The organism is Stenotrophomonas sp. SMYL8, from assembly GCF_036320065.1.
GTDB classification, from domain to species: Bacteria; Pseudomonadota; Gammaproteobacteria; order Xanthomonadales; family Xanthomonadaceae; genus Stenotrophomonas; species Stenotrophomonas maltophilia_A.
Genome location: NZ_JAWIRR010000009.1, coordinates 40,868 through 60,268 on the forward strand (window position 1 = coordinate 40,868; position 19,401 = coordinate 60,268).

Here is a 19,401-nt window from a genome sequence, read left to right on the forward strand (position 1 = left end):
TTCAGTCCGCGCCAGCATAGCGCCGCGCACCTGACCGGCCTTGATCTGGATCAGGCCGGGATCACAACAACGCGAACACCAGCGCCAGGATCGACAGCAGCGACACTGCCCAGACCAGGCTGCGCACGTAGGGCACGCCCGCGGCATACAGCGGCAGGTAGACCACGCGCGCCCAGAAGTAGGCCTGCGCCGCCAGCGCCGTGGTGTCGTTGCCGCGCCCGGCCACGACCACTGCGATGGCGGCGGCAGCGAAGAACGGGAACGTCTCCAGGAAGTTGGCCTGCGCACGCTGCAGGCGCCCGGCCAGCGGGCTGAGTGGCCTGGCTTCGCCATCACGCGCCGAGGCATTCCACTTCATCCCGCGCTCGCGGGTGACCACGGTGGAGGTAGCGAAGATGTAGACAAAGCCCAGCAGCACCGACCAGGCCAGCATCGTCAGTTCAGTTGCCATCGATCATCTCCTCAGGGTGCCGACGCACGCAGGCTGTAACCGGCCAGGCGCCACACCTGGTCCTCGTCGAAACGGAACGAGACGAGCTCGCGTACCGGCTGCGCGCTGTTGGCGAAACGGGTCGGGAAGCTGACGTTGATGTACAGCCCCTCCGGCACCGCGGCACCGGCGCTGTACTTGACCCGGGTGATGGTCGGCTGGCCACGCCCGGCCAGCGCGCCCAGGCGCGTGCGCTCGGCAGTCAACTGGCTGACGAAGGCGGCCTTCGGTACTGCACGGCGCGCGACGGCGGAGGCGCCATCCCACAATTCGCCAGCGCGATTGGCATCGACCAGCTGCGCCGCCTTCACTGCGGCCGCGCCCATTTCCGCATCCTGCTTCTGCACCTGCGCCTGCTGCGCGGCAGTCAACGCCGGAGCGCCGGCCGTGGCCGGTTTCGCAGCCGCCGGCGATGCCGGTGCGGGGCGCGCGGGTGCCGGTGCAGGCGTGGCCGGCGCGGGTGCCTGCGCCAATGCGGTCAGGGGCAGCAGGGACAGCAGCAGGAGCACGCGCTTCATGGACACCGCCGGTTCTCGGGAAAGAACCGCAGTCTACGCCAGCGCGGTGAGCTGTTCGTCAGCGCGCGTGGGCGCTGCCTTCCACCGCTGCGGCATCGGCCTGCGCGGCAGGCGTGCCGGTGTCTGCTGGCGCATGTTCGGCCACCGGCGGCGGCTCCGACGGTGCCGGCGGCAACGTTGCCACATCGATTTCCGACAGCGGGCTTTCTTCCGGGCACACCGCATCCGGGAAACCGAAGCGCTGCTTCAGTGCCTGGCCGCAGCTGTTGATCGATTCCATGTCGGCGCCGTCGCGCTTGCACTGCTGGTCGAAGGCGATCAGGAACGCATCCTTGCGCTGCACGAAGTCATCGCCGCAGGCGCGCATCTGCTTGATCCGTTCCAGATCGTCCTGCACCGCGTTGGTGCCATCCAGACCGTACTGGCGTAGTTCGTCCGGCGTCAGCAGGCGCAGGCTGCGGTTGGGCACCGTCATCATCAGATCGGCCACGCCCACCGCCACGCCGTTGCGCTGCAGGTAGTCCTTTACGTTGTCGTAGACCTCGTGCAGCTCGCGGTTGAGCTCGGCGCGCGAGGTGGCCTTGGAACTGATGCGCATCATGCGGTGGATGCCGACCTTGCCCGACAGCAGGCGGTTGTCACCGGCGGCCAGCACGAACACGCACGCGCTGTGGCAGATCGAGCCCTCGCGCACCCAGATGGTCCAGCCCGATTCACCGATGCTGTCACCGGCGACGATCGCCGATTCCACCTGGCCGCCGCTGGAGTCCAGATCGAGGATGCGTTTGTGGATCTTCTGCTCGTCAGCGACCACGGCCAACCGCCACATCATCTCGGCGAAGCCCGGATTGATCTTGCCGGCGTAGCGCACGCGCATCAGGCCTCGCTCGGCACACGGTGCCAGGGCCTGGGTGATCTGCTCGCGCTGCAGGCCTTCCAGTTCGACACCGTCGCCGGCATCACCGGCATACTCGGTGCTGCAGCTGACCCAGGCACGACCATTTTCCAACTGCGCCTGCGGCCACGGCCGATCCGCCTGGCTGCGCGGCGGTGCCGGCGGCGGTGGCGCGTCGGCGGCATTGATCGACACCATGTTCTCGCCATCACTGGCCGGCGCCCGCGCCGCCTTGTCGGCAGCGGTCACATTGCCCGGATTCTCCAACTGACTGCAGCCCGCCAGGGCCAGGCACAACAGGGGCAACCAGCGGAATTTGGCGGACATCGGGCAACCGGGATTCATGGGAGCAAGAGCCACAGTCTACCCGTCCAGGCCGCGCATTCAGCGCGTGGCACTGAACCCCTTCTGACCCTTGGAAAAAAGCGTGTCGACCAAGGTCGACACCTACCAACAGCAAAAGCGTGCCGACCAACGGTCGGCACCCACCAACTGCAGCGACCAACTGTCAGAGGTGGGGCGGTGTGGGCTGACAGGACCGTTGGCGCCATGGATGGCGCCATCGAGCCCCCATGGACGGGTTTACGGCGTGTCCTGACAGCCCAGACCGCCCCGCCCAACCCCGGCCTGCCAGCTTTTGATTGAGACGTTGACGTTGACGTTGCGGGTGCAGGGCTGCAAGCCCTGCCAGAACCCCCTCCAGCATCCATGTCCGAATCCGGCGAGTATCCTCGCCCGCACACGCCTAGACTGGCGCCATGGACACCGCCCTTGCCCTCGACACCGCCGCCTGCGACCGCGCCCGCCTGGCCCGCGACGCACGCTTCGACGGCGTGTTCTACACCGCCGTGCGCAGCACCGGCATCTATTGCCGCCCCGTGTGCCCGGCACCGCCACCGAAGCCACGCAACATAACCTACTACCCGACTGCGGCCGCTGCTGCGGCAGCCGGTTACCGCCCGTGCCTGCGCTGCCGCCCCGAGCTGGCACCGCAGGCGCAGCAGGCACTGGCCGGGCAGACCGTGCAGCGCGCACTGGCCCTGATCCATGGTGGCTTCCTGCAGGAACAGCCGGTAGCCGACCTCGCAGAGAAGATCGGACTCAGCACGCGCCAGCTGCAGCGCCTGTTCGTCGAACATCTGGGCGCAACGCCAGGGCAGATCCACGCCACCCATCGCCTGCTGCTGGCCAAGCAGCTGCTGACCGAGACCACGCTGCCGGTGACCGACGTCGCGCTGGCCGCCGGCTACAACAGCCTGCGCCGTTTCAATACGGCCTTCCTGCAGGGCTGCGGCATGGCACCGACAGCACTGCGTCGCCAGCACCAGCCGCTGGCCGCCGATGACGGCTGCCTGGTACTGCGCCTGGCGTACCGCCCGCCGTTGGATTTCCCACGCATGCTGGCCTTCCTGCGCAAGCGCAGCCTGCCCGGCATCGAGCTGATCGGCGAAGACAGCTACCAGCGCGTGCTCGGCACGCCGGAGCGCCCCACCCTGCTGCGCGTCACCGCCGACCCGAAGCGCCCGGAACTGCGCCTGCAGCTGGGCGCGGTCGATCCGCGCCTGATCCCGGACATCGTGCGCCGCGTACGTCGCGTGTTCGATCTGGACGCCGACCTGCAGCAGGTCCACGCCGCACTGGATGAGGAACCCTTGCTGGCGCGTGGCATCGCCGAACGCCCCGGGCTGCGCGTCCCCGGCGGCTGGGATGGCTTCGAGGTGGGCGTACGCGCCGTGCTCGGACAGCAGGTCAGCGTGGCCGCAGCCACCACCTTCGCGCGGCGGCTGGTGGATGCCTATGGCGCACACCTGCCAGGCATGCCATCGGAATTCGATCGCCAGTTCCCCGCGCCCGAGGTGCTGGCTGAGGCACCACTGGAATCGATCGGCCTGCCACGCAGCCGCGCCGCCACCGTGCGTGCGCTTGCCGCCGCCTGTGCCAGTGGCGCGCTCGACTTCGGCCCAGGCCAGGCGCTGGAAGAGTTCGTTTCCCGCTGCGTGGTACTGCCGGGCATCGGTCCGTGGACCGCGCAGTACATCGCGTTGCGCGGGCTCGGCCAGCCCGATGCCTTCCCGGCCGGTGACCTGGTACTGCAGCAGGTGCTCGGCCATGCGCAGGGCCAGCGCCTGAGCGAACGCGCGACCGAAGCGCGCTCGCAACCGTGGCGCCCCTGGCGTGCCTATGCCGTGCTGCACCTGTGGCACCTGTCCGGCACTTTCGTTGGAGAACCGACATGACCTTGTTGTTCGACCGTTTCGACAGCCCGATCGGCGTGCTGACCATCGCCGGTGACGAGCGTGGCCTGTCCCACGTGCTGTTCCCGGAAAACCGCCACCCGGCACGCGGCCGCGACGACTGGCACTACGCGCCGGATGCGCTGCCGGAAGCGCGCGAGCAGCTGCTGCAGTTCCTGCACGGCGAACGCAGCAGCTTTGACCTGGAGCTTGCGCCACGCGGCACGCCGTTCCAGCTGCGTGTGTGGCAGGCGCTGGCTCTGATCCCGTTCGGCCAGACCTGGAGCTACCTGCAGCTGGCGCAGCACCTGGGCCAGCCCAGTGCGACCCGCGCCGTCGGCGCTGCCAATGGGCGCAATCCGCTGCCGATCATCCTGCCCTGCCATCGAGTGATCGGCAGCAACGGGGCACTGACCGGCTTCGGTGGCGGCCTGGAAACCAAGGCCGCACTGCTGCGACTGGAACAACGCCAGGCCCCGCTGTTCGCCTGAGAGGGCTGGCCGGGCTGCGCCCGGCACCCGCAGAGGCTAGAGCAACAGCAACAGCGGGCTTCCTGCGCGGAGGCGGGGTGGGTGCGGTTGCAGGGGACGCTGCAAGTCGGTCGCGCCATCCATGGCGCTCACGCCCCTGCAACCGGACCCACCCCGCCTTCGACAGGTTCCTGCGATCTGTCGGGACGGCGCACTACGCGGCTGCTGGTAGGTGTCGACCTTGGTCGACACGGTAGATCCACGCCATGCATGGATGGAAGCATCAGGAACATGTCTGGAGAAAAGCCCCCTTCTTGTTGAAGGGGGCGCGCCGACAGGCGCGGGGATAAGGAAAAATGCGCGGACACGCTGCGCCCTTCGGCGCAGCGTGTCTTGGGCGCGTCATTGCACCGGCTTATCATGCGCGGATGACTTCCGTACGCCTGACCTGCGCGCTGGCGCTGCTGCTGCCATTGGCCGCCTGCACCACCGCGCCCGCCCCTTCCGCCTCCGCTCCCACCGCTGTCGCTGCGGCTGCGCCGCCGAAGCTGCTGCTGATCTCGATCGACGGACTGCGCGCCGATGCGCTGGACCGCGGCCTGACCCCGAACCTGCAGCGCCTGATCGACGGCGGCGTGCGTGCACGCTGGATGACCCCGTCCTATCCGTCGCTGACCTTCCCCAACCACTACACCATCGTCACCGGCCTGCGCCCGGACCACCACGGCATCGTCAACAACAGCATGGACGATGAAGCCCTAGGCCGGTTCGAGCTGAGCAACCGTGAGGCGGTCACCACCAGCGGCTGGTGGGGCGGCGAACCGATCTGGGTCGGCGCCGAGAACGCCGGGGTGCGTTCGGCCACCACCTCGTGGCCGGGCAGTGAATCGGAAATCCGTGGTGTGCGCCCAAGCCAATGGCGCGTGTACGACGGCAAGGAACCGCTGGAACAACGCGCGGACACCGTGCTGGACTGGCTTGCACAGACCGATGCCGACGCACCGCAACTGACCACGCTGTACATGGAGCACGTGGACAAGGCCGGCCACAACTACGGCCCCGAATCGAAGCAGTACGCCGACGCCATCGTGCGCGCCGACCAGATCATCGGCCAGGTACTCGATGGACTGCAGCAGCGCGGCCTGGCCGCGACCACCAACGTGATCGTGGTCTCCGACCATGGCATGGCCAGCGTCCCGGTCGGCCAGGTGATCTCCACCGAATCAATGGTCGACCCGGCCATCGCGCGCAACGTCAGCCAGGGCCAGTCGGTGGGTTTTGCGCCGTTGGCCGGTCACGAAGCCGCCGCCGAGCGCGCCCTGCTCGGTCGTCACGACCGGTATGAGTGCTGGAAGAAAGAGAACCTGCCGCCGCGCCTGCACTACGGCACCCACCCGCGCATTCCCGCCATTGTCTGCATGATGGATGAAGGCTGGGATGCCCTGCACCAGGAGAAGATCGCCAAGCGAGACCATCAGGATCGCGGCTCGCATGGCTACGACAATGCCCTGCCCTCCATGCGCGCGGTATTCGTGGCCAGCGGCCCGTCGTTCCGCCAGGGCCTGGTGATCGATGGCTTCGACAATGTCGACGTCTACCCGCTGCTGGCGCACCTGCTGCAGGTGCCGGCCGCGCCGAGCGATGGCAATCCGGAAACGTTGAAGAAAACCCTGCGCTGATCCGGTTGTAGAGCCGAGCCCACGCTCAGCTCGCCGGACAGGCATAAAAAAACGCGGCGCCAGGCGCCGCGTTTTTCATTGAACCGGTCCAGGCCGGATCAGGCCTTGGCGACGGCCTTCTTCGCCACAGCCTTCTTCGCCGGAGCCTTGGCCACGGTCTTCTTGGCAACCGGAGCGGCGGCGCCTACGGCGACCTTGCTCGCGGTGTGCGAACGGGCGTTGCCATAGCTGGCGTTGTAGCGCTTGCCCTTGGCGGTCTTGCGGTCACCCTTACCCATGTCTTCAACTCCTCAAATGTGAAATCTGGTTACCCCGTACTGACACGGGTTCGACGGGGCCGCCTTGCTGGGCGCCCCCGCGCACGATCGAAAATCCTATCACGGAGCGCCTAGTGCGCGCAGCTGGCGTCATGCACGTGACCGTGGTTGAGGCGCAGGTTGACCAGATGGGCGACCCCCACCAGCAGGCCGCCGATGGTCATCACCACCGCGTGTGGCACCGCATTGTGGTGCAGCGGGTCGTACAGCACGCCGGCCCACAACGCGACCAGGCCGGGAATCAGGAAGCCCAGCGCACGCAGCGCACCGTGCCGGCGGTAGCCCCAGACCAGGCTGAACAATCCGAGCAGGGTCACGAACACCACCAGCGCCTGTTCCACCCCATCGCTCAGCCAGAACGACAGGCCCAGCGACGGCGCCGCGGCCAGTAGCACGGGGATCACCGCGCAGTGCACCGCGCACAGCATCGAACCAGTGGCGCCGAAACGGTCGAGCAGGTGGCGCAAGCGTGAGGACAGGGACATGACTTCCAGCAGGGTCGGCGAATCGTTATGGAATAATATAACATCCCTCCCCGACCCGCACGGTTTCCCTCCCCCTGTCCCGCTGACGGGATTCGTGCGCCCAGCGATTGATACAGTGTAACAAAGGACCCACCAATGCCCGCCCGTACCCCGCGGTTGAAGCCGCATTCCCTCGCCCTGGCCCTGACCGCCCTGCTTCCGACCGCTGCCTTCGCCGCCAGCGAAGACGATTCCCATCGTGACCGCCACCTGACTGAACTGTCGTCGGTGCAGGTCACCGCGTCGCCGCTGCAGGGCGATGCCGAATCGCTGGCGCGCCCGGTGGACGTGCTGGCCGGTGAGCGCCTGGACGAGCAGAAGGCCGGCACCCTCGGCGATACCGTGGCCAAACTGCCCGGCGTGCAGAGCACCTTCTTCGGCCCTGGCGTCGGCCGCCCGATCATCCGCGGCCAGGAAGGCCCTCGCGTGGCCGTGCTGTCCAATGGCATGGGCAACATGGATGCCTCCACCGTCAGTGCCGACCATGCCACTAGCATCGAGCCGTTCCTGGCCGACCAGATTGAAGTACTGAAGGGCCCGGCCACGCTGCTGTTCGGCAGCGGCGCCATCGGTGGCGCGGTCAATGTGGTCGATGGCCGCATCGCGCGCGAGCTGCCGGAGCGCCCGCTCAGCGGCCGTGCCGAACTGCGCGGCAACTCGGTGAACAACGAACGCAGCGGCATGTTCCGCCTCGATGGTGTCAGCGGCAATGTCGTGCTGCACGTGGATGGTCTGGTGCGCAATGGCGACGACTACCGCATTCCCGGCTACGCGGTGATCGACAGTCTTGAAGACCACCATGACCACGATCACGACCATGATCACGATGCAGCCGAGGGCGAGGAACCGCGCCGCGGCCGCCTGGACAACAGTTCGATCCGTACCCGCGCCGGCGGCGTCGGCGCAACGTGGCTGGGCGACGGCGGCTACTTCGGTCTGTCAGCCAGCACCTACCGCACCAACTACGGCATTCCCAATGGCGCGCACGTGCATGCCGATGGCGATGATCATGGCCATGACCACGGCCACGACCATGGCGATGAAGAGGAAGGCGGCGACGAGCATGACGTGCGCATCGACATGGTGCAGAACCGCTTCGAGACCAAGGCCGGCATCTACAACCCGGTCTCGTTCCTGAAGAACATCAATGCACGCGTGGCCTACACCGACTACGAGCACGTGGAGCTGGAAGCCGGCACGCCGTCCACCCGCTTTACCAACCGTGGCATCGAGGCGCGCCTGGAAGCCGTGCAGCAGCAGATCGGCGGCTGGGACGGCGCGTTCGGCCTGCAGTTCGGCAACAGTGATTTCGGTGCCAAGGGCGAAGAGGCGTTCGTACCGGATACCGGCACGAAGAACATCGGCCTGTTCGTGCTGCAGGAAAAGCAGTTCGGCCCGTTCAAGCTGGAACTGGGCGGCCGCCACGACCAGGTCAAGCTGGACCCGACCGGTGACTATCGCCGCCGCACCTTCGGCGCCACCAACCTGTCTGCGGCCGGCATCTGGAAGCTCAACGACACCGTCGACCTGCGCATCGGCGTGGACAGCTCCGAGCGTGCACCGACCAACGAAGAGCTGTATGCCGCCGGCGCGCATATCGCCACCCGCTCGCTGGAAATCGGCGACGCCAACCTGAAGACCGAGCGCGGCCAGCGCGTGGAACTGGGTATCCACACCCACAGCGAACGCCTGGACTTCTCCGCGTCGGTCTACCAGACCAGGTTCAAGGACTTCATCTACCTGGCCGACACCGGCGTCACCGAGGGCCTGCCGGTTCGCGCTTGGACGCAGCAGGATGCGGTGTTCCGCGGTGCCGAAGCCGAAGCGCTGGTGCACCTGTTCGAAGGCGGCGCCGGTGATTGGGACCTGCGCGTGTTCGGCGACTACGTGAAGGCCAAGCTGGATGGCAACGGCAGCCGCAACCTCGACATCGCCGTGCCGCATGGCGACCACAACCACAACTACAGCGTGGAGCTGGCCAACACCGGCTACCTGCCGCGCATCGCCCCGGCCCGCGTCGGCGCCGACCTGCGCTGGTCGAAGGACGGCTGGCGCGCCTCGGTCGGTGCGGTCCGCTACAGCCGCCAGAAGGATGTCGCCCAGAACGAAGCGCCGAGCGACGGCTACACCCTGGTCGACGCGCATCTGGCCTACCGCTGGGATCGCAACGCGAGCAACAGCTACGAAGTGTTCCTGGATGGCAGCAACCTGACCAACCGTGAAGTGCGCCCGCACACCTCGCTGCTGCGCGACTACTCGCCGCTGCCGGGCCGTGGTGTCGCATTCGGCATCCGCGCGTTCTTCTGATCGCGTAGTGGAGTCGGATCCCATTCCAGAGGAATGGGTTCTGACCCCAGCCTCAGCCCACGCATGGCGTGGATCCAATGCAAGCAGATCCGATGGGGGCCTTCTGGCCCCCATCTCTTTGTGCAGCATCCATCACGCATTCGTCACAAAGATGTGCGTACCACAACAAGCGGACAATCCCGTCACTCAAAGTCTCGCCAATCGGACACTTTTGTCCGAAAATAATTCCATGACTGCCCAACGTGCCGATGCTGCTGCCCGCCGTGCCCTCATCCTCGACGCCGCCGATCATGTGTTCGGCCAACACGGTGTCACCGCCCCGCTGGACCTGGTGGTCGAACGCGCCCAGGTGGGCCGCGCCACCCTGTACCGCAACTTCCCCGACCGCACCGCGCTGATCCAGGCACTGCTGCAACGCACGGTTGATCGCATCCGCCGCCAGGTCGAGCAGCTCGGCGACCGCGACGATGCCCTGTTCGAAGTGTTCGAGGGTATGGCCCAGCGCATCATCGATTCGCCGGCACTGGCCGATTACTGGCGTGCAGTCGACTCGGACGTGCCGGCCATGCGCACCGCGCGCGAGACCGTGCGCGATCTGCTGGAAGCACCGATCGCCCGTGCCAAGGCCGCCGGCCTGTGCCGTGCCGACCTGGAGAAGACGGACATTTCACTGATCTCGGGCATGCTGGGCGCGGCCCTGCGCGGCAAGACCCGCGACGAGCGCGCCCACCTGGCCGGGCGTGCCCTGCAGCTGCTGCGCGGGGGTCTCCAGGGAGCAACCAGCGAGGCCCGCTGATGGTCCAGCCGTATCTGAAGCCGGTTCCGGATTGGGAGGAGCACGAGAAGCCGACCATGCCCGGTTCGGCGTCGATGCCCTGGCACCCCCCCTATCGACGCGTGGCCTATGCACTGGTGTCGCTGCTGGTGGCGATCACCGGTGGCCTCGGCAATGCGCTGGTCACCGCCAACCTGCCCTTCCTGCAGGGCCAGCTGGCACTGACGCCGACCCAGGGCAGCTGGCTGGTGGCGGCCTATGCAATGGTCAACGTCACGGCCAACCTGCTGGCCTTCAAGTTCCGCCAGCAGTACGGCATCCGCCTGTTCGCCGAGATCGGCCTGGGCCTGTACGCAGCACTGGCGGTGCTGCACCTGTTCGTTGGCAGCTTCGAGACCACGATGCTGACCCGTGCCGCCAGCGGCTTCGCCGGCGCGGCCTGTTCGACACTGGGCACGCTGTACATGCTGCAGGCGCTGCCGCGCCGCTTCACCGGCAACCTGCTGGTGGTTGGTGTCGGCCTCTCGCAGCTGGCGGTGCCGATTGCCTGGATCGTCTCGCCGGGCCTGGTCGATACCGGCCAGTGGCACCAGCTCTACTCGTTTGAAGCCGGGCTGGCCCTGTGCGCTTTCGCGGCAGTGGTGGTGCTGAAGCTGCCGCCCGGCATCCAGGTGAAAGCCTTCGAGCCGCTGGACTTCCTCACCTTCGCCCTGCTCGCACCGGCCGTCGCGCTGCTGGTGATCGTGTTGGCGCAGGGCTACACCCGCTGGTGGCTCAACACACCGTGGCTGGGCTGGGCACTGGTCGCATCGATCGTGCTCTCCACCACTGCCTTCATCATCGAACACTACCGGCGCAATCCGCTGCTGCAGATCCGCTGGCTGTCGAAGCTGCCGGTGCTGCACTTCATCCTCGGCGCGTTCCTGATCCGCTTCCTGACCACCGAGCAGTCCTATGGCGTGGTCAACCTGATGCGCACGCTGGGCATGGGCCCGGACCAGATGCGCCCGCTGTTCGTGGTGATCCTCGCGGGCGTGGTCACCGGCATCGCCGGTGCCTCGCTGACGTTCGGCCCGAAGCGGCTGATCGCGCAGCTGCTGATGGCGATCCTGCTGCTCGGCGCTGCCGCCTTCTTCGATCAGCACCGCACCAGCATGGATCGGCCGCACGACTTCTACGTCAGCCAGTTCCTGGCCTCGGTCGGTGCCGGCATGTTCATGGGCCCGTTGATCATGCTCGGCATTTCCGCCGCGCTGAAACAGGGCGTGGACCACATGATCACCTTCCTGGTAACGCTGTCGATCACACAGACGCTGGGTGGCCTGGCCGGTTCGGCGGTGCTGGGCACCTTCCAGCTGCACCGCGAGCAGCTGTACTCCAGTGCATTGACCAGCCAGCTCGACCCGGCCGACCCGGTGGTGGCACAGCGCCTGCGCCTCCAGCAGCAGCTGTACAGCGCGCAGATCACCGACCCGGTGCTGCGCAGCGCGCAGGGCAGCGCGCAGCTGGCGCAGACCGCGCGCCGCGAAGCCAACGTACGCGGCTTCAATGATGTGTTCACGCTGAGCGGCTGGTTGGCCATCGGCTTCCTGGGCTGGTTGCTGCTGCTGTCGCTGCGCACCGCCGTGCTCAAGCAATGGCGCAAGCGCCACCCCACTTCCCCCGCTGCGGTCACGCCGGCCGCGCCCCGCTGAGTCCTCCTCCATGCCTCCCGTCCCGCCCCGCCCCGACGACATCGACGCCGACAACGTCTCTCCACCGCCGCCGACCGATGCGGCGCCTGCGCCCACGCCCGCGACACCGGCTGCCGCGCCGAAGTACCTCAAGCCCAGCGCGCGCAGCGTGGTGTTGATGGTGGTGGTGGCCTTGCTGGGCATTGCGCTGATCCTGCGCGCCTGGCACCTGTGGCCGTTCACCAGCAGCGTGATGGTGACCGACAACGCCTATGTGCGCGGGCAGATCACGGTGATGGCGCCACAGGTGAACGGCTACGTGACCGAAGTGCTGGTGAAGGACTTCCAGCACGTAAGGGAGGGCGAGCCGCTGCTGCGCATCGATGACCGCATCTACACGCAGCGTGTCGCCCAGGCGCAGGCAACGCTGGACAGCGCACGTGCGGCACTGGCCAACTCGGACCAGTCGCAGGCACAGAATCGTGCGCAGATCGCTTCGGCGCACGCCACGCTGTCGGCCGGCCAGGCTGAGCTGCAGCGTTCGCGCAATGAATTGAAACGCTACGAGGAACTGGCTGCGCAGCAACTGGTGTCGGTCAACGACCGCGACAAGTTCCGCACCACCCAGGCCTCGGCACAGGCCAGCGTGCAGCAGTCGCAGGCGCAGATCCGCATCGCCGAGGAAACGCTGGTGTCGACCCAGGTGGCGCGCAAGAGCCTGGAGGCCCAGGTGGAAAGTGCACAGGCACAACTGGAACTGGCTCGCATCGACCTGGCCAACACGGTGATCCACGCACCGCGCGACGGCCAGATCAGCGAAGCCAGCGTGCGCGTGGGCCAGTACGTCGCCGCCGGTTCGCAGCTGCTGTTCCTGGTGCCTGACACTCTATGGGTGGTGGCCAACTACAAGGAAGGCCAGACCTGGGGCATGGCGATCGGTCAGCCGGCCACGTTCTCGGTGGACGCGTTCCAGGGCCAGGTGCTGCGCGGCCGCGTGCAGGAGATCGCACCCGCCACAGGTTCGGAGTTCAGCGTGCTGCGCCCGGACAACGCCAGCGGCAACTTCACCAAGGTGGTGCAGCGGCTGCCGGTGCGGATATCGATCAATGAAGGTCAGACGCTGGCCGCGCAGCTGCGGCCCGGCATGTCGGTGATCGTGCGGGTGGATACCCGGTCCAAGCCGATGGACTAGGGTGCAGGCTGCTGGCTGCCTTCACCCCATTGATCCGCTACCGTTGCGGATCTGGATCAGGATCGCTGGAAGACGATGAAATTCACGACACTGGCCAGGCGGGCGGCCAAGGACACGCTGGAAGCGGAAGATCTGATCGCCTTCGTGCAGGAGCACGGCGCCGAAGGTGGCGAGGAGATTGAGCGGCTGCGGATACTGCACGGTTGGCCGGATGATGGCCTGCTGGGCGATGGTAGCCGGGTCGTACCGTTCGGCGGCTGGGCCAAGGCCTGCACCGTCTGGGGACGCCAGGGCATTGAGGGCCTGCGCGATATGCTGGGTGACCCCCAGCTGGCAGTGTTCGCGCTCGGCACACTGGCCGATGTGAGTGGCCCCGCCGCCATTGCCGTCCTGCTGGACTTTGCCGAACGCGCTGACTGGTCGCGTGCGGGCACACCGCGTGATCTGCCCTGCCAGGCGCTTTACTGCCTCAATACCGCGCTTTCGGGGAAGACCGGCGTTGAGGTTACACCCGGCATGCAGGCGTCGATGCTGCGTATCGCCAAGCTCATCTGGGACGCCAGGGTGCCCAATGTGCATTTCCTGGCGCAGGCACTGTATTTCGTGCGCCGTGCCGACCCGGTACCAGCGCTCGCCTGGGTCGAGCAGTTGCGGGTGGACGACCCTGTGCTGGTCGACGCACAGCGCAGCGTCCTGAAGCGTCTGAAAGAGCACGCCGCCCGGGACTGAGCGAGCGGCCCAGTCCGGGTACGCGCCGCGACTCAGCCCGCGCAGCGCGCGCAGAGGCCGTGCACTTCCAGGGTCTGCGCCTGCGGCTGGAAGCCCAGCTCCTTGGCGCGCTTCTCCAGCTGGGTGACGATCTCGCGGTCTTCCAGTTCCACCGCGCTGTGGCAGCTGTTGCAGATCAGGAACGGCACCGAGTGCGCGGCACTGCTGGGATGGTGGCAGGCCACGAAGGCATTGACCGACTCCAGCTTGTGCACGAAGCCATTGGCCATCAGGAAGTCCAGCGCGCGGTACACGGTGGGCGGGGCATCAGCGCCCACGCCCTTGCCGTTGCGCACCCATTCCAGCAGCTCGTAGGCCTTGACCGGCTTGCCGGCCTCGGCGATCAGCTTCAGTACATTGGCGCGGATCGGGGTCAGGCGCAGCCCGCGTTCGCGCGAGACACGCTCGACCACCGCCACGAAATCCGACGCGTCGTGGACGTGGTGGTGCGGGGCGGTACAGGCAGTGGCGGTCTTGGCGGGCATGCGTGTTCTCCGGTTCGGGCCTGGCAAGGATGCCTCAGGCCGTTGCTACCTTGGTGATGGCCACATCAATGCGTTTCAAGGCCTGCTCGCGGCCGGCCAGGTACACGGTATGGGAAATGTCAGGACTGACCTGGGTACCGGTGATGGCCACGCGCAGCGGCTGGGCCACCTTGCCCATGCCGATCTCCAGCGCGGCGGCCGCGTCGTGCAGGGCGACGCCCACCGATTCGGCGGTCCACTCCGGCAACGCTGCCAGCAGCTCGCGGGCCTTGCCCAGCGCCACCTCGGCACCGGCCTTGAAGTGCTTGGCCACCGCCGCTTCGTCGTACTCGGTCAGCGGCTGGTACCAGACCACCGCCTTCTCGGCCATTTCCTTCAGGGTCTGCACGCGTTCACGCAGGGCGACCACCACGTCCTCCGGGGCGGGGCCGGCGGCCACGTCCAGGCCCAGCTTCTGCAGCTGGTAGACCAGGTGCGGCACGATCGCGGCCACATCCTCGGTCTTCAGGAAGTGCTGGTTGACCCAGCCCAGCTTGGCCATGTCCAGGCGCGAGGCCTTGGAATTGCAGTCCTTCACGTCGAACAGGTCGATCAGCTCCTGGCGGCTGAACAGCTCCTGGTCACCGTGCGACCAGCCCAGGCGCGCCAGGTAGCTCAGCAGCGCGTCCGGCAGGTAGCCGGCGTCCTTGTACTGCATCACGTCGGCCGCGCCGGTGCGCTTGGACAGCTTGGCGCCCTGCTCGTCCAGGATCATCGGCATGTGGCCGAACCTCGGCACCGGCGCACCGATGCCTTCGTACAGGTTGATCTGGCGCGGGGTGTTGTTGATGTGGTCGTCGCCGCGGATGACCTCGGTGATGCCCATGTCCCAGTCATCCACCACCACCGCGAAGTTGTAGGTGGGGTAGCCGTCCGGGCGGAAGATGACCATGTCATCCAGCTCGCTGTTGGCGATCTCGATGCGGCCCTTGATCAGGTCGTCGAACACCACCGTGCCTTCCAGCGGGTTCTTGAAGCGGATGACGCGGTTCGGGTCGTCCTTGTACGGCAGACCCAGTTCGCGTGCAGCGCCGTTGTAACGCGGCTTTTCCTGCCTGGCCATGGCGGCCTCGCGCATCGCGTCCAGCTCTTCGCGGGTTTCGTAGGCGTAGTAGGCCTTGCCGTCGGCGATCAGCTGCTCGGCCACCTCCTGGTAACGGGCGACGCGGTCGGTCTGGTAGATCGGGCCTTCGTCGTAATCCAGGCCCAGCCACTCCATCGCCTCCAGGATCGCGTCGATCGCGCCCTGGGTGCTGCGTTCACGGTCGGTGTCCTCGATGCGCAGCACGAACTCGCCGCCACGGTGGCGGGCCTCCAGCCAGCAGTACAGCGCAGTGCGGGCACCACCGATGTGCAGGTAGCCGGTGGGACTGGGGGCGAAGCGGGTGCGGCAGGTCATGGACGGCTCGAGGAACGGGAATCCCCCGATTTTACCAGCCCACCGCCCCCTACGGAAAAAGGGGACGGAGGGGATTAAGTCGCGATTGCCCAGCTCCTGGGGCTGCGACCGGGAAACGGAGGGGAGAAACGACTTAATCCCCTCCGTCCCCTTTTACGGTTCTGGCTTGCGCGGGAAGGACTGCTCGCGCATCGCGGCGTTGTAGGCGAACGAGGCGACGATGGCCGCGGCCTGCTTCAGGTCTTCCGGTTCGGCGTGGTCCCAGGTGTCCAGGTGGCTGTGGTGGACGTTGGTGAAGTAGTCCAGCCGGTCCTGGATGAACTGGAAGCCCGGCAGGCCGATGCGGTCGAAGCTGATGTGGTCGGTGCTGCCGGTGTTGCGGGTGGCCACGGTGGTGGCGCCGACGTCATGGAACGGGGCCAGCCAGGCTTCGAAGATCGGCATCGCCGCCAGGCTTTCCTGTGCATAGATGCCGCGGAAGCGGCCCGAGCCGTTGTCCATGTTGAAGTAGACCTGGAACTTGCCGTAGTCGCGGGTCTTCTGCAGCGCGCCGGTCGGCTCGCGCAGCGAGGCCGGCAGCGCCTTCTGCGCCGGATCGGTGGGTTCCGGGAAACGGCCGAAGTGCTTGGCCACATAGGCCTGCGAGCCGATCAGGCCCTGCTCCTCGCCGCTCCACAGCGCCACGCGGATGGTGCGCCTGGGCTTGGCGCCGGTGGCCTTGAGGATGCGCATCGCTTCCATCATCACCGCCACACCGGCCGCGTTGTCGGCCGCACCGGTACCGCTGTGCCAGGAATCCAGGTGCGCGCCGATCATCACCACTTCATCGGGCCTGCTGCTGCCACGGATCTCGGCCAGCGTGTTGTAACCCGGCTGGTCGGCCTCGTCGGTGAAGCGCGCAGCCACATCCACGCGCAGGCGCACGGTCTGCTTGGCCTCCAGCGCGCGCACCAGCGGATTGAAGTGCTCGCTGATCATCGCCAGCTCGGGAATGCCCACCGACTCACCGGCCTTGCGCGAGCCGCCGCCGGCAACGCGGATGATGCCGTTGTCCCAGCTGCTGATGCTGATCGAGGCCAGCGCGCCTTCTTCCACGAAGAACGCATTGACCTTGGTCGCCAGCTGCTGGCGTTCCTGGTATTCCTTGACCCGCTTCGCACGCTCGGCGGTGGCGTCCTTGTCCTTGGGCAGGGTGAACTCCTGCAGGCCCTCCAGCGAGGTGGCGTCGTGGCGGTGCGAATCCGCCTCGGTGCCGCGCTTGTACTCGCGCGCCTCGCCCAGCAGCAGGATCTTGCCGCGCAGCTTGCCGCGGTACTTCTCGATGTCCTCGGGCTTCTTGATCTCGACCTGCACCAGTTCGCCTTCAACCGGACCCTGGGTGCCCGGCGTCCACGCCTTCGGCAGTGCATGCAGCGGCTGTACACGGTCCCCCAGCATCTCCACGCTGGCCGAGGTGAACTCCCAGCCGCGCCCGAAGTCGTCGAAGGCTTCGTCGTGGACGTTGTCCAGCTTCCATTCGTTGAACTTGCCGCGGGTCCACGCATTGGCGCGGCCCATCGCCGGCGAATTGGTCAGTCGCGGGCCGATGCGTTCGGTGAGGTAGCTGAAGGTGTCCATCACCTGCGAACGGTGGAAGGCCTCCTGGCGGATGCGGCTGACCATGTCCAGGTCCACCGGCTCGCGCTGCTGCGCGCCTGCATTGCCCCCCATCGCCAGCGCTGCGGCCAGCATGCCCCACTTCAACACATCGCACCCCTGCCCTTCGGCTCGATCATCAACCCATCGAGTCTAGCCAGCAGGGGCGCGCCGATACCGTCCCATCGGTCATGGACAGCGACAGTAGATCCACGCCAGGCGTGGATGAACAACCGAATCATCCACTCCATCCCAGCCACAACTGCGCCCGTTCCGGCAGCAGCAGCAACCAGTGCCGCCGGTCGATGCTGCTGCAGCCGTACACCGCCGCATGCGCAGGCCAGTCCTCGGGCAGGCCGCCGATGCCGATCTCGGCCAGCGCCTCCGCCCCGGCCTTCCATGGCCGGTAGCGCGGCACCCGGCCAGCCAGCGCGCCGCGTCCCTGCCGCGCGTCCTGCAGCCAGCCCAGCCCCTTGCCCTGCAGTCCCTCGCAGGTCGCCGCCGCCAGCTGGAAGCGGACCAGGCCGGGGGCGATCCGTGCCCCCGGCAGGGCCGCCAGCACGCCATGTGCCTGCAGCAGTGCATCCACTTCCAGCAGGGCCGGAATGCCCTGCCGTGCCCGTTGCCGCAATCCCTGGCGCCAGCCCATGGCGTACTCCTTACTTCAGTTCCGCGCCAAGCGAGTACCAGTCCACCCGGCGGGTCACCCACATCGCCAGCGCCAGGATCACGAACAGCAGCAGCGAACCCATCAGCAGCGCGTTGTTCTCCGACACCAGCAGGCCATACAGCGCGCCATACAACACGGTCAGCAGCGCAGCGAAGCCGAGGCCGCGCTTCCAGTGGCCCAGCACGTTGGCCAGGTACACCGCCTGCAGGCCGATACAGGCCACCGCCGAAACCAGGTAGGCCTTCCAGAACGCGATGTGCTCGGACAGGCTGATCAGCAGCAGGAAGAAGATCGCCAGCGCCAGGCCCACCATGAGGTACTGCAGCGGGTGGATGCGCAGTGACCTGATCAGCTCGAACAGGATGAAGCCGACGAAGGTGAGCAGCACGAACAGCACGCCGTATTTCGAGGCACGGTCGGCCTGGGTGTAGGCATCGACCGGATCAACCAGCGACACCGTCACCGCCTGCGACTCGACCGCACCATCATTGCGCAGCTGTCGCTGTGCATCGGAGGCCAGCGAAGACACCGCCCAGCGCGCATCGAAGCCCTGTGCGTCGACGCGACGTTCGTTGGGCAGGAAGGCGCCGCTGAACGACGGATGCGGCCAGCTCGAACGCAGTGCGATCTTGGTGTCATCGCCCACCGGCACCACCGACAGCATGCGGCTGCCATCCAGGCGCAGCTCGAGTTCGACGGTGCTGGCAGCCAGCGTGCCGCCCTGTTCCGCGGCGAAACCGGCCACCGGCGCATGCAGGCCTCGCCCCACCTCGCTGGCCGCACCAACCCCCGGCAGCAGGCGCAGCTGCTTGCCATCCACGCGCAGGTTCGGCGTACCGACCAGACCACGCACATCGGAAATGCCCACCGCCACATACGGCTGGCCGTAGCTGCGGCCGGCCTTCACCGGATAGTCGTCTGCAGCGAACGTCGCCTTCATCTGGCCGTTCCAGCTGTATACCGGCACCTTGAACAGGCCGACCTCACGCTGGCTCGGCAGCATCTCGCCGCCCACCTCCAGCGACGCCGGCATCTGCAGCCAGTGCCCCTCGGTGACCTGCACCTCGGTCTTCTTGACGCCCAGCGGGTCAACCAGTTCAACCTGCTTGCGTTCCACCCACGGCACCACCCGCACCGGGCCCACCAGCTGCTGTGCACCGGCGCGGCTGTCGGCCACCCGTGAGAAGGCCTCGTCGCGGTACGCGCTGCGTTCGTTGATGACCCCGCGGATCATGGTCAGCGGCACCAGCAGCAGCAGGATCAGCCCGCCGACAATGGCGAACCGCAGCAGCATCTTCAGGGATTTCATGGTCCATCCTCGTTGGAGAGGG

General features: G+C 67.2%; 18 protein-coding genes. 8 read left to right on the forward strand and 10 right to left on the reverse strand.

From position 1 onward, the window contains the following. Positions 1–61: 61 nt before the first annotated feature. The 3 genes from V3B25_RS09635 to V3B25_RS09645 are packed head-to-tail and all read right to left on the reverse strand — an operon-like array spanning position 62 to position 2,230. Positions 62–451: an MAPEG family protein gene (locus V3B25_RS09635; protein ID WP_032128357.1), complete on the reverse strand. Its 390-nt coding sequence runs from the start codon at positions 449–451 to the stop codon at positions 62–64. An 11-nt stretch (positions 452–462) separates the two neighbouring features. Further along, positions 463–1,008: a DUF4019 domain-containing protein gene (locus V3B25_RS09640; RefSeq protein ID WP_032128358.1), complete on the reverse strand. Its 546-nt coding sequence runs from the start codon at positions 1,006–1,008 to the stop codon at positions 463–465. 58 nt (positions 1,009–1,066) lie between these two features. After that, a complete protein-coding gene (locus V3B25_RS09645; protein WP_329810575.1) occupies positions 1,067–2,230 on the reverse strand; it encodes a hypothetical protein in 1,164 nt (387 codons plus the stop codon). Positions 2,231–2,661: 431 nt separating this feature from the next. Here V3B25_RS09645 and V3B25_RS09650 point away from each other — a divergent pair, with 431 nt between their 5' ends. From V3B25_RS09650 to V3B25_RS09660, 3 genes are all read left to right on the forward strand, one after another. Further along, positions 2,662–4,140, forward strand: a complete 1,479-nt coding sequence (locus V3B25_RS09650; protein ID WP_201118503.1) for an AlkA N-terminal domain-containing protein — start codon at positions 2,662–2,664, stop codon at positions 4,138–4,140. Next, positions 4,137–4,628 carry a methylated-DNA--[protein]-cysteine S-methyltransferase gene (locus tag V3B25_RS09655; protein WP_012510484.1) on the forward strand — a complete coding sequence of 164 codons (492 nt, stop codon included), beginning with the start codon at positions 4,137–4,139 and terminating at the stop codon, positions 4,626–4,628. The genes V3B25_RS09650 and V3B25_RS09655 overlap by 4 nt, the downstream gene beginning before the upstream one ends. Positions 4,629–5,035: 407 nt before the next feature. After that, complete coding sequence (locus V3B25_RS09660) at positions 5,036–6,286, forward strand: ectonucleotide pyrophosphatase/phosphodiesterase (RefSeq protein WP_329810576.1); 1,251 nt, start codon at positions 5,036–5,038, stop codon at positions 6,284–6,286. Positions 6,287–6,384: 98 nt separating this feature from the next. On the opposite strand, the gene V3B25_RS09665 is transcribed toward V3B25_RS09660, so the two are convergent. Continuing rightward, positions 6,385–6,564 (reverse strand): 30S ribosomal protein THX, encoded by a 180-nt coding sequence (locus V3B25_RS09665; RefSeq protein ID WP_004150462.1) that lies wholly within the window; start codon positions 6,562–6,564, stop codon positions 6,385–6,387. A gap of 110 nt (positions 6,565–6,674) precedes the next feature. After that, complete coding sequence (locus V3B25_RS09670) at positions 6,675–7,088, reverse strand: MerC domain-containing protein (RefSeq protein ID WP_008264835.1); 414 nt, start codon at positions 7,086–7,088, stop codon at positions 6,675–6,677. Between the two features lie 135 nt (positions 7,089–7,223). On the opposite strand from V3B25_RS09670, the gene V3B25_RS09675 reads away from it, so the two are divergent. From V3B25_RS09675 to V3B25_RS09695, 5 genes are all read left to right on the forward strand, one after another. Continuing rightward, positions 7,224–9,434 (forward strand): TonB-dependent receptor, encoded by a 2,211-nt coding sequence (locus tag V3B25_RS09675; RefSeq protein WP_329810577.1) that lies wholly within the window; start codon positions 7,224–7,226, stop codon positions 9,432–9,434. A 229-nt stretch (positions 9,435–9,663) separates the two neighbouring features. Next, a complete protein-coding gene (locus V3B25_RS09680; protein ID WP_010483118.1) occupies positions 9,664–10,230 on the forward strand; it encodes a TetR/AcrR family transcriptional regulator in 567 nt (188 codons plus the stop codon). Continuing rightward, on the forward strand, positions 10,230–11,903 hold the full coding sequence (locus V3B25_RS09685) for an MFS transporter (protein WP_329810578.1): 1,674 nt from the start codon (positions 10,230–10,232) through the stop codon (positions 11,901–11,903). Before V3B25_RS09680 ends, V3B25_RS09685 begins: the two co-directional genes overlap by 1 nt. A 10-nt stretch (positions 11,904–11,913) precedes the next feature. Continuing rightward, the gene (locus V3B25_RS09690) at positions 11,914–13,074 is read left to right on the forward strand and encodes an HlyD family secretion protein (RefSeq protein ID WP_329810579.1); all 1,161 of its coding nucleotides are present in this window, start codon (positions 11,914–11,916) and stop codon (positions 13,072–13,074) included. 75 nt (positions 13,075–13,149) lie between these two features. Next, a complete protein-coding gene (locus V3B25_RS09695; protein ID WP_329810580.1) occupies positions 13,150–13,803 on the forward strand; it encodes a hypothetical protein in 654 nt (217 codons plus the stop codon). A 32-nt stretch (positions 13,804–13,835) separates the two neighbouring features. Here the strand turns inward: V3B25_RS09695 and V3B25_RS09700 are convergent, their stop codons facing one another. The 5 genes from V3B25_RS09700 to creD all read right to left on the reverse strand — a co-directional run bounded on the left by V3B25_RS09700 (position 13,836) and on the right by creD (position 19,379). Then, complete coding sequence (locus V3B25_RS09700; protein ID WP_004150412.1) at positions 13,836–14,327, reverse strand: Fur family transcriptional regulator; 492 nt, start codon at positions 14,325–14,327, stop codon at positions 13,836–13,838. A gap of 34 nt (positions 14,328–14,361) precedes the next feature. After that, a complete protein-coding gene (gene gltX, locus V3B25_RS09705) occupies positions 14,362–15,765 on the reverse strand; it encodes a glutamate--tRNA ligase (RefSeq protein ID WP_329810581.1) in 1,404 nt (467 codons plus the stop codon). A 153-nt stretch (positions 15,766–15,918) separates the two neighbouring features. Next, positions 15,919–17,496, reverse strand: coding sequence for a M20/M25/M40 family metallo-hydrolase (locus V3B25_RS09710; RefSeq protein ID WP_329810582.1), 1,578 nt, complete (start codon positions 17,494–17,496; stop codon positions 15,919–15,921). Positions 17,497–17,638: 142 nt separating this feature from the next. Next, positions 17,639–18,049, reverse strand: a complete 411-nt coding sequence (locus V3B25_RS09715; RefSeq protein ID WP_329810583.1) for a hypothetical protein — start codon at positions 18,047–18,049, stop codon at positions 17,639–17,641. Between the two features lie 10 nt (positions 18,050–18,059). Further along, the gene (gene creD / locus V3B25_RS09720; RefSeq protein ID WP_329810584.1) at positions 18,060–19,379 is read right to left on the reverse strand and encodes a cell envelope integrity protein CreD; all 1,320 of its coding nucleotides are present in this window, start codon (positions 19,377–19,379) and stop codon (positions 18,060–18,062) included. Positions 19,380–19,401 lie beyond the last annotated feature (22 nt).